This window comes from Olsenella intestinalis (assembly GCF_023276655.1).
Classification (GTDB): Bacteria; Actinomycetota; Coriobacteriia; order Coriobacteriales; family Atopobiaceae; genus Olsenella_J; species Olsenella_J intestinalis.
Genome location: NZ_JALGRK010000001.1, coordinates 94,260 through 106,005 on the forward strand (window position 1 = coordinate 94,260; position 11,746 = coordinate 106,005).

14 protein-coding genes are annotated in these 11,746 nt (G+C 63.7%); 5 read left to right on the plus strand and 9 right to left on the minus strand.

What is annotated here, in order from left to right; genetic code table 11:
- The first annotated feature begins 46 nt into the window (after positions 1–46).
- Positions 47–616, plus strand: coding sequence for an anaerobic ribonucleoside-triphosphate reductase activating protein (gene nrdG / locus M5D76_RS00335; protein WP_248921422.1), 570 nt, complete (start codon positions 47–49; stop codon positions 614–616).
- Positions 617–732: 116 nt separating this feature from the next.
- On the opposite strand, the gene M5D76_RS00340 is transcribed toward nrdG, so the two are convergent.
- Complete coding sequence (locus M5D76_RS00340; protein WP_248921423.1) at positions 733–1,977, minus strand: pyridoxal phosphate-dependent aminotransferase; 1,245 nt, start codon at positions 1,975–1,977, stop codon at positions 733–735.
- A gap of 282 nt (positions 1,978–2,259) precedes the next feature.
- On the opposite strand from M5D76_RS00340, the gene M5D76_RS00345 reads away from it, so the two are divergent.
- Entirely contained in the window at positions 2,260–2,970 is a 711-nt protein-coding gene (locus tag M5D76_RS00345; RefSeq protein WP_248921424.1) for a nitroreductase family protein, read from the plus strand.
- Here M5D76_RS00345 and M5D76_RS00350 read toward each other — a convergent pair.
- From M5D76_RS00350 to M5D76_RS00365, 4 genes are all read right to left on the minus strand, one after another.
- On the minus strand, positions 2,967–3,425 hold the full coding sequence (locus M5D76_RS00350; protein WP_248921425.1) for a type II toxin-antitoxin system VapC family toxin: 459 nt from the start codon (positions 3,423–3,425) through the stop codon (positions 2,967–2,969). The genes M5D76_RS00345 and M5D76_RS00350 overlap by 4 nt on opposite strands.
- Positions 3,422–3,760, minus strand: coding sequence for a type II toxin-antitoxin system RelB/DinJ family antitoxin (locus tag M5D76_RS00355; RefSeq protein WP_248921426.1), 339 nt, complete (start codon positions 3,758–3,760; stop codon positions 3,422–3,424). Before M5D76_RS00355 ends, M5D76_RS00350 begins: the two co-directional genes overlap by 4 nt.
- Before the next feature lie 117 nt (positions 3,761–3,877).
- Complete coding sequence (locus M5D76_RS00360) at positions 3,878–4,396, minus strand: prolyl-tRNA synthetase associated domain-containing protein (RefSeq protein ID WP_248921427.1); 519 nt, start codon at positions 4,394–4,396, stop codon at positions 3,878–3,880.
- A gap of 100 nt (positions 4,397–4,496) precedes the next feature.
- Complete coding sequence (locus tag M5D76_RS00365; protein WP_248921428.1) at positions 4,497–5,294, minus strand: Cof-type HAD-IIB family hydrolase; 798 nt, start codon at positions 5,292–5,294, stop codon at positions 4,497–4,499.
- Positions 5,295–5,992: 698 nt separating this feature from the next.
- Between M5D76_RS00365 and M5D76_RS00370 the strand changes: the two genes are divergently transcribed.
- A complete protein-coding gene (locus M5D76_RS00370) occupies positions 5,993–6,130 on the plus strand; it encodes a hypothetical protein (RefSeq protein WP_248921429.1) in 138 nt (45 codons plus the stop codon).
- A gap of 124 nt (positions 6,131–6,254) precedes the next feature.
- On the opposite strand, the gene M5D76_RS09070 is transcribed toward M5D76_RS00370, so the two are convergent.
- The 3 genes from M5D76_RS09070 to M5D76_RS00380 form a co-directional block, all read right to left on the minus strand.
- Positions 6,255–6,380 carry a hypothetical protein gene (locus M5D76_RS09070; RefSeq protein ID WP_283101998.1) on the minus strand — a complete coding sequence of 42 codons (126 nt, stop codon included), beginning with the start codon at positions 6,378–6,380 and terminating at the stop codon, positions 6,255–6,257.
- Positions 6,381–6,961: 581 nt separating this feature from the next.
- Positions 6,962–7,795 (minus strand): ATP-binding protein, encoded by an 834-nt coding sequence (locus tag M5D76_RS00375; RefSeq protein WP_248921430.1) that lies wholly within the window; start codon positions 7,793–7,795, stop codon positions 6,962–6,964.
- A 2-nt stretch (positions 7,796–7,797) separates the two neighbouring features.
- A complete protein-coding gene (locus M5D76_RS00380) occupies positions 7,798–9,102 on the minus strand; it encodes a DDE-type integrase/transposase/recombinase (RefSeq protein ID WP_248921431.1) in 1,305 nt (434 codons plus the stop codon).
- 169 nt (positions 9,103–9,271) lie between these two features.
- Between M5D76_RS00380 and M5D76_RS00385 the strand changes: the two genes are divergently transcribed.
- Both M5D76_RS00385 and M5D76_RS00390 read left to right on the plus strand, forming a co-directional pair.
- Positions 9,272–10,153: a hypothetical protein gene (locus M5D76_RS00385; RefSeq protein WP_248921432.1), complete on the plus strand. Its 882-nt coding sequence runs from the start codon at positions 9,272–9,274 to the stop codon at positions 10,151–10,153.
- Between the two features lie 30 nt (positions 10,154–10,183).
- Positions 10,184–10,714 (plus strand): hypothetical protein, encoded by a 531-nt coding sequence (locus tag M5D76_RS00390; RefSeq protein ID WP_248921433.1) that lies wholly within the window; start codon positions 10,184–10,186, stop codon positions 10,712–10,714.
- Between the two features lie 95 nt (positions 10,715–10,809).
- Here the strand turns inward: M5D76_RS00390 and M5D76_RS00395 are convergent, their stop codons facing one another.
- Positions 10,810–11,685, minus strand: a complete 876-nt coding sequence (locus M5D76_RS00395; RefSeq protein WP_248921434.1) for a type III pantothenate kinase — start codon at positions 11,683–11,685, stop codon at positions 10,810–10,812.
- Between the last annotated feature and the right edge of the window lie 61 nt (positions 11,686–11,746).

An 11,746-nucleotide genomic window follows, 5' to 3' on the forward strand; every position in this document is an offset into this window, starting at 1 on the left:
AAGCTTTCTAACAGCACATGAGTGACGACACCTGCCCGGAGGCAGCATGAACTACGCAAACATCAAGCACTGCGACATCGCGAACGGCTCGGGCGTGCGCACGACGCTCTTCGTGTCGGGGTGCCGCCTGAGGTGCAAGGGCTGCTTCAACTACGAGGCCTGGGACTTCAATGCGGGCAAGCCGTTCACTGACGAGGTGGCCGACGCAATCGTCGAGAGCCTGCGCCCGAGCTACATGGACGGTCTGTCCATCCTGGGCGGCGAGCCGTTCGAGCCCGAGAACCAGGAGGGGCTTGTCGGCCTGGTCGAGCGCGTGCGCGCGGAGCTTCCCGACAAGAGCATCTGGATGTACTCCGGCCACACGTGGGAGCAGCTGACCGAGGGCGAGTGGCACCTCGATGTGACCGACCGGATCCTGGCCTGCGTGGACGTGCTCGTGGACGGGCCGTGGCAGGAGGAGAACTACGACATCTCACTCAGGTTCCGTGGCTCGTCGAACCAGCGCATCATCGACGTGCCGTCGACCATCGAGGCACACGCGGCCGGCGAGCTTACCGGAAACGAGGTCGTGCTCTGGGAGGACGACCCGCTGTTCGCGTCGCACGACCTGGCGTAGCGAGCGACCGTCCGGCCGGGAGCGGGGGCCTCATCCGGCCTGTGCGAGTTCTTGCGAAGCAAGCTGCTCGAGCACAGGTTGGATGAGGCCCCCTCCCCTCTCCAGACGACGCGCGCTCACGAGGCGCAGCGCAGGCGCGGGAGCATCGGCTCGTCGGCCTGCCACTGGTAGCCCCCGTAGGAGCGGAAGAGTCGCTCGAACGCAGGCAGGCTCTTCTCGATGGCGTCATCCGAGACGCAGTAGCTCAGGCGGAAGTAGCCGCGGGCGGCGAAGTCCTCGGAGCCAACCACGAAGAGGCGCTCCTCGTTGGCGGCGCGCTCCTGGAAGGCGTCGTCGTCGCGCTCGAGGGCGCGGACCCAGAGGTAGAAGGCGCCGTCGGGGTGGACGACGTCGTAGCCGATGCGCGTGAGGCCGGCGTAGAGCGCGTCGCGCTTGCGCTCGTAGGCGGCGACGGGCGCGGGGAGGTCGACGCAGCGCTCGATCACGCGGCAGAAGAGCCCGTTGCAGATCGAGTTGACGACGCGCTGCGCGCCGAGGATGGCATCGTAGACGCGCCGCGCGTGGCGCACGGTGCTCGGCACCCACACGTAGCCCACGCGCTCGCCGGCAAGCGAGAGGGACTTCGACCAGCTGTAGCAGACGATCGTGTTCTCGTAGTGGTCCGCCACCCACGAGCTCTGGCGGCCGTCGTAGACGATCTCGCGGTAGGGCTCGTCGGAGAGCAGGTAGATGGTCTGGCCGAGCTCGCGCGACTTGCGGCGGAGAAGAGCGCCCAGCTCGCGCAGGGACTCGTCCGTGTAGATGGCGCCCGTGGGGTTGTTGGGCGTGTTGACGATGACCATGCGCGTGGTGGGGCCGATGGCGCGCTCGATCGCGTCGAGGTCGAGCTGGAAGGTGCGCGGCAGCGTGGGCACCTCGACGCAGCGGCAGTTCCAGGCCTGGATGTACATGCGGTACTCGGCGAAGTACGGCACCGGCACGATCACGTCTTCTCCCGCGGAGGTGACCGCCGCGATGGTCGCGGTGATGGCACCCGCGCAGCCGCCGGTCATGGCGATCTCGCTCGCTCGGGCGCGGGCGCCGAAGCGCCGGTTGAGGTTCGCGGCCACGGCCTGTCGCGTGGTGAGCCAGCCGTTGTTGGGCGGGTAGCCGTGGACGTCGATGGGGTCGAGCTCGGCGAGCACCTCGCGGATCGCGTCGTCCACCTCAGGCGGGGCCGGCACGTCGGGGTTGCCGATCGAGAAGTCCCAGAAGTCGTGCACGCCCTGCTGGCGCAGCTCGCAGGTCTGCTCGAAGACGGTCCTGATCGCGGACTTGCCCGCACCGAAGTCGTACATTCTCGAGTCGACGCCGTCAGCCATGGCCGCTCCCCTCTCGAAGGCGCACGCGCGATGCGCGCACGGTGTTGGGATGAGTGTCGCAGGCCATGGTTTCGCCCGGGCGGACGGCGCGTTACGCCCGTGGGGAGGCCCGGTTACGGCCAGGGCGACGGTGGGTTTCGCGGCGGTGTCGGCGGGTACAATGGGCGACATGACACGCACCGCCGCCCGCGCCGCGACCGCGCGCCGACACCGCGACGCGACCGCGCGCCGACACCGCGCCGCTGCCCGCGCCGCGACGGCCCACACGAGAGGGAGACGCCCATGAACAGCCAGAAGGACCTCATCCGCGCCATCGAGGAGCGCCACTCGGTGCGCGCCTACACCGACGAGCCCATCGCGGCGGCCGTGGTGGAGGAGCTGGAGGAGGCGGTCGCCGAGGCGAATGCTGCGTCCGGCCTGCACCTGCAGCTGGTCTGCGGTGACGAGGGCGCGTTCTCGTCTCTTCTCGCCCACTACGGGCGCTTCCGCAACGTGAGGAACTACCTGGCGCTCGTGGGGCCCAAGGGCGCCGACCTCGACGAGCTGTGCGGCTACTTCGGCGAGAAGGTCGTGCTTCTCGCGCAGCAGCTCGGCCTCAACTCCTGCTGGGTCGGCGGCACGTTCAGCCGCCGCAAGACGCGCTGCGAGATCGCCGACGGCGAGAAGCTCGTGGGTGTGGTGGCCCTCGGCCACGGCGTGGACGCGGGGCGGCCGAGCCGCTCGAAGCAGATCAGCGAGCTGGCCAACACGCACGGCATGGTCATGCCCGACTGGTTCCAGCACGGCATGCAGGCCGCGGCGCTCGCGCCGACGGCCCTCAACCAGCAGCACTTCATCTTCACGCTCGACAAGGCCCAGGAGGTCGTGACCGCCGAGACGACCGGCGGCCCGCTCTCCAAGGTCGACCTGGGCATCGTGGAGTACCACTTCGAGGCGGTCTCGGGCCATGCGGTCGCGGGGTCTGCCGTGGAGCGCCTGGGAGACCGGGGCTAGAGGTCGACGAGCTCGTACGAGAGGTGGCTCTTCTCCTCCATCCACTTGAAGAAGCCGTCGCAGTCGAAGACCGGAATCGAGCTGAGGGCGAAGTCGCACTCGTTGCGCGTCACGATGCAACGTGCGCCGACGCTCGTCGCGGCCTGGTAGACGAGGGCGTCCTCGAAGTCGGACCACCTGGAGTCGAGCGCCCATTCCACCTCATCTTCGCCTACGGGACAGATGCGCACGATTCCCCTTAGGGACGCAAGGGACCTGCGAGCCGCGGGCGCGTGCGACGCCGCTCCCCCGTTCGAGAGAATGTTGTAGACGCCAGTGATCTGCGACGAGCTGGCCCAGAGGCGATAGTCACCCATGTCGGCGAAGACCAGCAGCTTCCGCGCCGCATCGCAGAACGGCTCCCTTTCCGCAAGGTAGTCAACCAGTATGTTGGAGTCCACCATGACCTGAATCACGACTCGTCACCTCGGCCCTGGCTCGTGGTCGCGCCGTCGATGAGGCCACGGTCGCGGAAGCGAGCGAGGCGAGCCTCCTTGAGCGTCATCTCACGCATCGTAGGATCCAGCTTGACCCTTGGAATCGCATCGACGCGTCGGATCGATTGGGCCACTCGCTCCTCGCGAGATGGCTGAGACTCGGGAGCGGAAAAGGGAAGGCTTCCGTTGGAAAGAAGGTAGTCAAACATGGCGTTGATCGCCTCAGACGCGGTCATGCCCAAAGAGCGCAGAGCGCGTACGCCCGCCTCCTTCTTTGCGACGCTCATGCGTGCGGTAACCATTGCATCTGGCATGGCTCCTCCTCTGTTGTACGTTGTACAACAGGACTGTATCACCTTCTGACCTGCATCGGCGATTGAGGCCGGCATGCGTCAGGCAAGCGGCACCTCATTGTTTGTGGTCGGAATCTGCTAGGCGCGGGGACCTGCCTCGGAGACGTCGGCGGGACCGAGGTCACAGAAGACGACGGGGTTGCCGTGCTCCGTCAGAAGCGACACGAGGTCGTCCATCTCGATGTACATGGTCGCGGTGTTCACGAGCGGGTGCGCGTCGATGCGCTTGCCGCGCAGGCCCTCGTCAAAGACCATGGTGACCGAGCGCGAGTCGTCGTTGAGGATGCCAAGGGGCGTGACGGCGCCCGCCGTGAGGCCGAGCTTCTCCTGCAGCTGCTCCTCGCGGGCGAAGGAGAGGCGGCGGCTGGGGATGCGGCCGGCGAGAGCCTTGAGGTCGATCTGCTGGTTCTCGTCTGCCGTGACGACGTAGAAGTTGCGCTTCTTGTCGTCGCGCAGGAAGAGGTTCTTGGTGTGGGCGCCGAGGTCGGGCACGCCGGCGGCGTCGCCCTCGGCCACCGTGAAGACGGCCTCGTGGTGGAAGGTCTCGTACGGGATGCCTCGCTCGTCGAGGAGGTCGTAGAGTTCCTGCTCGGTCATGTGGTCGTCCCTTCCCCTGCCTGCGGCCAAGGCCGCGGCTCTTCTCAGCTGCGCAGTGCGCGTGGTGTGTGGTGCGCGAGATGTGCGTGCGGCGTGTGGGCTAGACGTCGATGAGGCCCAGGCGGACGCAGGCGTTGTAGATGCCGTCGTGGTCGACGTCGTCGGTGACGAAGCTGGCCATCTCCTTCACCTCGGGGTTCGCGTTGCCGAGCGCGATCGAGGTGCCCACGGCGTCGAGCATGCCGATGTCGTTTCCGCCGTCGCCGAACGCGATGGCCTCCTCGGGCGAGATGCCGTACATGTCGAGGACGCGGCGGACGGCGCGGGCCTTGCCGCCGGCGCGCGGGAAGACGTCGACGAAGTCGGGGCTCCAGCGGGTCATCTTGATGTTGGAGCAGGCGTTGGCAAGAACGTCGGTCTCGCCGGGCGCGAGGTAGGCGTTGAGCTGGAAGATCTCGTTGTGGAGGGCCTCCTCGATGTCGCCCTCGGGAAACTCGAGGCCGACCGACTGCTCGATGCGGCGGACGCGGTCGTTGTGGCCGCTGATGTAGCAGCGCCCGGCCTCCATGAAGAGGCACTCGTAGAGGCCGGCCTTGACCTGCTCGACCACGCGCGCGATGTCGGCGTGGTCCATGGCCTCGCGGAAGAGGATGTCGTCGCGGCTGAGGATGAACTGGCCGTTGAAGAGGATGAAGGCCTCGAGGTTGTCGATGGGGATCTCGTCGACCTGGTAGGGCGGGCGGCCCGTGGCGAGGAAGCACTTGACCCCGTTGCGCTTGAGCTCCGAGAGGGCGATCTGCGCGGAGTCGGGGATGCGGTGGCTGGTGAACGAGAGGAGGGTGCCGTCGGCGTCGAAGAAGGCCGCCTTGACCTTGTGACCGGCGTTCCATTGCGGCATGCGGACTCGATTCTGGTCGAGACGCGGGGGCGGCGCGGATCGCATGCGCGGCGCGGGCGGGCGCCCCTCGCGCGGGATGGCTGAAGTCGATTGGAGCCGCCTCTTATGAAAGCCGTGAGTTAGGCCGGGTCACGAGGATCCGGATTATCACATTCACAGTGCTGGTCGGCTCCAATCACGGGATATCGTACCAGTGCCGGCGCGGGAATGCACGCGCGGGGGTGGCGGAGGGGCTGGGTGGCGAAGCACGAAGCACGTGGCGAAGCACGTAGGCACAGTCGTCTGACAAAGTAGGAGCCCCGAGGTGCGTCGACACCCGAGGCTCTGAAAAAGGTGGCGCCGCCTAGGCGTAGACGTAGGCTGCCGCCGGCTTCATGGTCGCACCTTCCGGCGACGCAATCAACTTCGCGACGCCCACCGCGCCGCGAAAGGCGCTAACGAGACGCGTCGGGGAGGCGGCGAGCGGAGGGTGTGTCTGAGAGTGATTTAACTGGCCTTATCCTGTCATACCCTCCCCCATCAGGCTCGAATTGGTGCGATTGTCCTGTCTGGCCCTTATCTGGCCCAGAAATATATAGCCTGACCTGCAAAAAGTTCTAGATGACGCATGCCCGGAAGGTGCCGTCGACCTATACTCGCGCATAGGTCGACGGTCGGCCTCACGTGCAGGGCGACGCCTTCGAAGGGAGGTGTTGCCTATGAGCATTCTCACCATCGTGTTAGAAACGATCATCGGGCTCGTCAGGCTCCTAAGAGCGCTCGTCGAGCTCGAGACCGCGAGAAGCAGGAGGGAGGAGTGCCATTCCGAGGCACGTAGGCCCAGACACCTTACTTGATACGAGCCTCTGATGCGGGAACATCCGAGGCTCTAGAAAGTAACGGCGTCGCCTAACCACCGTCGTAGGCCGCCGTCGACTCAATAATCGCACCTACGGGGGCGCAAGTCAATCGGCACATGCCCTAGTGCTTGTTCCGTCCAGCATTGAGAAGGTAGAGCTGGTGCAGGCCGCGCAGGGTGAGCGTGTCGTCCACCTGAGCCTCATGCTCGAGCAGCGCGGCAAGCTCTGCGGCACCCGTGCCCGTCACGACGACCGGGACCGCATGGCCGCACTCGCGCTCGACGCGTGCGAGCAGGCCGTCGACACGGGCGGCCTCGCCGAGGACGATAACAAATTCAATCTTTCTGTCATACGGAGCAGAAATGAGTCAAGCAGGCCTAGTACACTGTGTAGACAATCAAAGACAACGTGCAAATGGCAGGCTTGACAAACCAAGAATTCTCAAACGACCGAATACGGCAAAACGAATAGTATCTCACGTAATTTTTGTTACGTGACGATCGCGCGCAGGCCGTCACGATAGAGAAAGCTGAGGAGCCCCGACCCCACGTAGGCCTAGGCCATAACCGTTCTTCAGAGCACCGGTAATCCACTCCGACAATTCAATTGACATCCTCAAGGAATGAAGGCAAGGGATTCGCATGGCAAACCATATGGATAAAGCTAGAGCAGAACAGATTTGTTGACGTCGGCTTAAATCAACCAACTAGCGTCGGGCGTTTCCAACCAAATTGAGTCGGGCGAAATCAACCAACCACATCCCAGCTCTCCTCGCGTCGTCGTATCTAGTTTGCATCACGCCGGCGATCGCATCGTGTTTACTGTGGACTACGCAGTCGCGTCTCGCATGCCTCTTTGCTTCGTGGCCGACGGCACGGCCTCGACGGAAAACGTGTCGAGCTCACGCCCGCGGTAGCTCGGGCCTCGCATCATGAACACCGAGGCCTTGTCGAACACGCGGTCCAGGGCGCACAGGAGCGTGTCGTCGCCCTCGAAGAACTCGTGCCAGTCGCTGGCGACGGCGTTGCTGGTGAGAATCATGGTGTTGGGCCCCTCCTTCTCGTAGCGCCGGTCGATGACGTCAAAGAGCAGGTCCGTGCACTCTCGGTCGAACTTCCTCCTGCCGACCTCGTCTATGATCAGGCACGACGGCTTCACCAGTGTGTTCACCATGCGCGACGCGTTGCTCCTCTTTATGGCCGACGAGATCTTGTCCGCGAGCTCGCTGGCCTTGACGTAGTAGGTCTTGAGGCCCCTGAGGCAGCACTCGCGCCCGTAGGCCTGGGCAAGGTGCGTCTTCCCGATTCCCCCAGGTCCGATGAACGCTATGTTGCGACCCGCGTAGAGGTCCGAGAGGGCCGACAGCTCCGCGAGCGCGCACGCGTCGCGGCCCTGAATGCGCCCGAAGTCGAAGTTGTCGAAGGTTTTGGGCTCCTTGCTCGGCAGCCTGCTCAGCCGCAGGAGGGTCTCGACCGTGGAGCGCCTCCGCTTCTCGGCGAGGTAGCCGAACACCGTCGCGATGGCCTCGACCTCCCTTTCTCGCATGTCGTTGTCCGACGCCAGGCTGGCCAGCTCCTCCGGCCCGATCCTGATCCTCAGCTCCCCGGCGGCGGCGCACGCGCGCTCGAACGGGGTTGAGCCTTCCGATGCCCGTGCCGCCACCGCTACATCACCTCCCTGGAGAAGTCGAACTTGGCGAACGCGGTGTCCGCCCTCGGCTTGGCCCTCGTCACCGTCGTCGTGACCTCTTGGCTCGGGGACTCCTCCGGCTGCGAGTCGGGCCACTGGCCATCGCACCACGAGTCGGCTCGGGACCTGTCGACCTCGTGGCAGACCAGCTCGCGGGAGAGGTCCTCCGAGTAGATGTGGAGGGTGCCGCCCTCGCGGCTCACCCGGCACGTGCTGCCGGAGTACCAGTACGGGACGCCGTACCTTCCGCCCTCGAAGCTGACGAAGCCGTCGAACGAGATCCTCCTCAACGGGCAGAGGTACCGCTCCGCGGCCGCGGGATCCCTCACCTCGCGGGCGTGGGCGGAGCAGAGGCGGCTGTGAACCTCGGCCGGGACATGGCCGGCCGACCTTCGGTACCTGCCGGCCTGCGCGTCGCACCAATCCAGGGCGTCCCTGTTGAGCGATTCGAGGTCCTCAAACGTCCTGCCCGCGAGGAAGCTCTCCTTCACGAAGCGCACGAGCCTTTCGACCTTGCCCTTGGTGAACGGGTGCCTTGGCTTGCATAGCCTGGTCGTGAAGCCGACGCTGTCCATGAACGCCTCGTACTCGCCGTTCCACACCGGCCTGCCCTCCGCGTCCCTGCGGCTCACGACGCTCTTCATGTTGTCGGTCAGGACCCCGTCGGGCACCCCGAGGCGCCCGAACGCGTGGAGCATGCCGATGAACAGGTTCTCCTGGCGCGCGTTGGGGAAGAACTCGACGTAGGGCGTCCCGCAGTGGTGGCACACCATTGCGAAGCACGCGACCCTGTACCTGCGGCCCGCCCAGTCCTCGACGTTCGCGAACCCCCAGTCCATCGGGTAGGATTCGGCCGGTCCGGACCGAAACCGCTGGCCGCTCCCTCGCTGGGGGCCGGTCGCCCGCCGCTTGGCGGGAACGAGGTCGGCGTGGTCTGCCATGTAGACCTTGACGGTGGTGAGGCCGCCCTCGTACCCCTGCTCCAGCAGTCGCTCGTAGACGACTTGCGAGTTGGTGACGCCCTTGCGAAGCTGGTCGTCGACAAAACCGGTGTGGCCGCTGAGCACGGTGCTGCCGGCCTTCATCCCAAGTCGGCCGTGGGGCTTCACCCTGAAGCCGTTGGCCTTGATGGTCCTGGCCCTCTGCCTCGTGAGCCCGGTCCTGCGGCAGAACTCCGCTAGGTTGCACTCCTGCGGGTCGAAGTCTCCGGTCGACTCGGCCTCCATGGAGGCGAGGGCCTTATCTATAATCTCCTGTAGGCCATCGAACTTGCTATCCATTCATCTGTCCTCCTAACGCCGGCGTGATGCAGCACCAGCATAGGAGACGCGGGCAGGTTCGATGGCCTGCCTTCGATGGAGGGGTCTGGTTGATTATGTTTGACTCGGATTGGTTGATTAAGTCCGACGATTAAGGGTTGATTTAAGCCGACGCTAACAGATTCTAGGATTGAGCGCTGCGACATACCGCAAGGGATATACCCTCGCAATTGCGAAACGTGCCCGCAACGAGCAACTGAAGTCCGTTCATCCCGATCGTGCCGGAACCGAAGCGGAGGATATCGCTAAAGAAGTAAACGCCGCGCTTGATTACCTTAATAAACTGTTTCAGGATTCTGGGGAGGAGAGATTCATCCCCGAGGGTTTGTATGAAAATCCTGCCGAAGAGGACACGTTCGAAAAAGATTCAGCCGAATCGAACACAGTTGATAATGGCGAGGCCGCTGAACCAGAAGGTGACGAGGCAGACGCCGGCGACTATGAACATGAAGCTCCGCAAGCTCAAGAGGAGCAACCGCGTCCAGGATGCATCAAACGCGTCCTTGCCGCAGTAGCCACAATCGTCGTGCTGCTCTTGTTCGTAGAAGGCATCTTAACAATTGGTTGCAGCGCCATCCGCTTCTTCAGACAGCAAGACATTGGCGCAGACTCCATCTCCAACCTCCCTGGAACGTACCAACAATCTTCCTTTAGTAATTCCACTGGACTCTGTCTAACTTCCTTAAATGTGACATCAGCTGACGCATCCACTGGAAGAATCAGCTTCGATTACGTCGCTACCGAATCCACAGTCTCTGGCATAAACGGCGCATCGTTCTCTGGAACCATAAACTGCGCACCAAGCGATAAGGCAACCTCGCACGGCAAAGAACTCGTGATCACTGGCGACGGTACTTCCAGCGCCTACGAGAACGCATCCGCAAAGTTCGAAGGTAGCGTCACCATCGAAGGAGATACGCCTCTTATCAACGGAAAACTTACTGTTGATACCACTTTCCACGACGTAGCAACTCAGGAAAAGGTCAGCGTATCCGCGTCGAAAACGCAGTAAAGAGACCATGCAACAATCGGAGTGATACTGATGGAAGAGAACAAAAAGAAAACGCCCGGCTGCTTACTTTTCTTAGGCGTGTTATTCCTAATCGGCATTATCACATTTACGGCGTTGAGCATCTTGCCACTGATTCGTGAGCGCATGACCAAAAAAGCTATCTCACCGAATGACCTAGTCACATTCGAAGGAAATTATACGGAGCAGGTTGAAAGCTACGTAGCAGGAAAAACAACCTGGCCTTCGCTCACCATCTCATCATTCGATCCGAAGGCGGGTTCCTTCGTTATAAACTACGTCACTCAGAAAAACGACAAGGAGATGAACCCAACAGAATCCGTTGAGGGGACCTTTTACTGTGAGATTAACGAGGTGCTTGATAGCTCCTCAATCAACGCACACTTCAGGGCAGTCGGCGAGGATAACAAATCTTCAGTGGTGTGGGGCAGCGGAACACTGTCCATCGTCAATGGAGTTCCCACTATTCAGCTTATGATCAAACAATCGAGTCCCGATGACGCACTCCCCTTGGCCTCCGCAACATTTCAGAAAGCGGCATGACAGAAACAGCCCAGCGATTCACTATTCAAAGAGGTCGTGGCCGTGCCTTACAAAAAGAGAGGTTAACAACTCCTGTCAGAGCCTAAAACGTAATGTCACTTGCGTGACGACAAGAGATAACGGGAGCCGTGCCTGACGTTGTGGAGGTAGAGCTGGTGCAGGCCGCGCAGGGTGAGCGTGTCGTCCACCTGAACCTCATGCTCGAGCAGGGCGGCAAGCTCTGCGGCACCCGTGCCTGTCACGACGACCGGGGCCGCATGACCGCACTCGCGCTCGACGCGTGCGAGCAGGCCGTCGACACGGGCGGCCTCGCCGAGCACGACGCCGGACTGGATTGCCTCGCGGGTGGAGCGGCCGACGACCGACGCCGGCGCGCGCAGCTCGATCTGCGGGAGACGGGCGGCCGCACCGGCCATGGCGCGGGCGCCGAGCGCGAGGCCCGGCGCGATGATGCCGCCAGCGAAGGCGCCCTCGGCGTCGAGCACCTCTATGTTGAGCGTCGTGCCCAGGTCGATGGCGATGGCGGGCGCACCATAGCGCTCGCGCAGGGCGATGACGTCGGCGATGCGGTCGCTGCCGAGCTCGGACGGGTCGTTGTAGCGCATCTTGAGGCCGGTCTTGAGGCCGGGACCCACCGTGAGGGGACGGGTCTGGCAGGCCGTGGCAAGCGCCGCGGCCCAGGCGTCTGAGAGCGAGGGCACGACGCAGGAGAGGATTGCCGCGAGGGGAGGCTGGGCGAAGGAGGCCGCGCGCTCGGCGGTGAGCTCGCGCTCCTTGGCGACGTCCTGCGCGAGGACGCCGAGCACCTGCGCGATGTGCATGCGCGCCTCGTCGGGCGTGATGGTCTCGGGTGTGGTGAGCTCCCAGGTGCCGAGCGGCTCGTCGGACGCAGTCGAGTCGGAGGCGAACAGGGCGAAGCGCGTCGTCGTGTTCCCCACGTCGAGGGCAAGGCAGCACAGTGGTCTGGTCATGGGTCACGACTCCGTTTCTAAGCTCTTCTCGCCTGGGGATGCCTTGGTGAGGCGTCTATAC

Bases quoted from the DNA above. Each gene is read 5' to 3' on its own strand.
- nrdG (WP_248921422.1), top strand. From the start codon at position 47: ATGAACTACGCAAACATCAAGCACTGCGACATCGCGAACGGCTCGGGC.
- M5D76_RS00340 (WP_248921423.1), bottom strand. From the start codon at position 1,977: ATGGCTGACGGCGTCGACTCGAGAATGTACGACTTCGGTGCGGGCAAG.
- M5D76_RS00345 (WP_248921424.1), top strand. From the start codon at position 2,260: ATGAACAGCCAGAAGGACCTCATCCGCGCCATCGAGGAGCGCCACTCG.
- M5D76_RS00355 (WP_248921426.1), bottom strand. From the start codon at position 3,760: ATGCCAGATGCAATGGTTACCGCACGCATGAGCGTCGCAAAGAAGGAG.
- M5D76_RS00360 (WP_248921427.1), bottom strand. From the start codon at position 4,396: ATGACCGAGCAGGAACTCTACGACCTCCTCGACGAGCGAGGCATCCCG.
- M5D76_RS00365 (WP_248921428.1), bottom strand. From the start codon at position 5,294: ATGCCGCAATGGAACGCCGGTCACAAGGTCAAGGCGGCCTTCTTCGAC.
- M5D76_RS00370 (WP_248921429.1), top strand. From the start codon at position 5,993: ATGAGCATTCTCACCATCGTGTTAGAAACGATCATCGGGCTCGTCAGG.
- M5D76_RS00380 (WP_248921431.1), bottom strand. From the start codon at position 9,102: ATGGATAGCAAGTTCGATGGCCTACAGGAGATTATAGATAAGGCCCTC.
- M5D76_RS00390 (WP_248921433.1), top strand. From the start codon at position 10,184: ATGGAAGAGAACAAAAAGAAAACGCCCGGCTGCTTACTTTTCTTAGGC.
- M5D76_RS00395 (WP_248921434.1), bottom strand. From the start codon at position 11,685: ATGACCAGACCACTGTGCTGCCTTGCCCTCGACGTGGGGAACACGACG.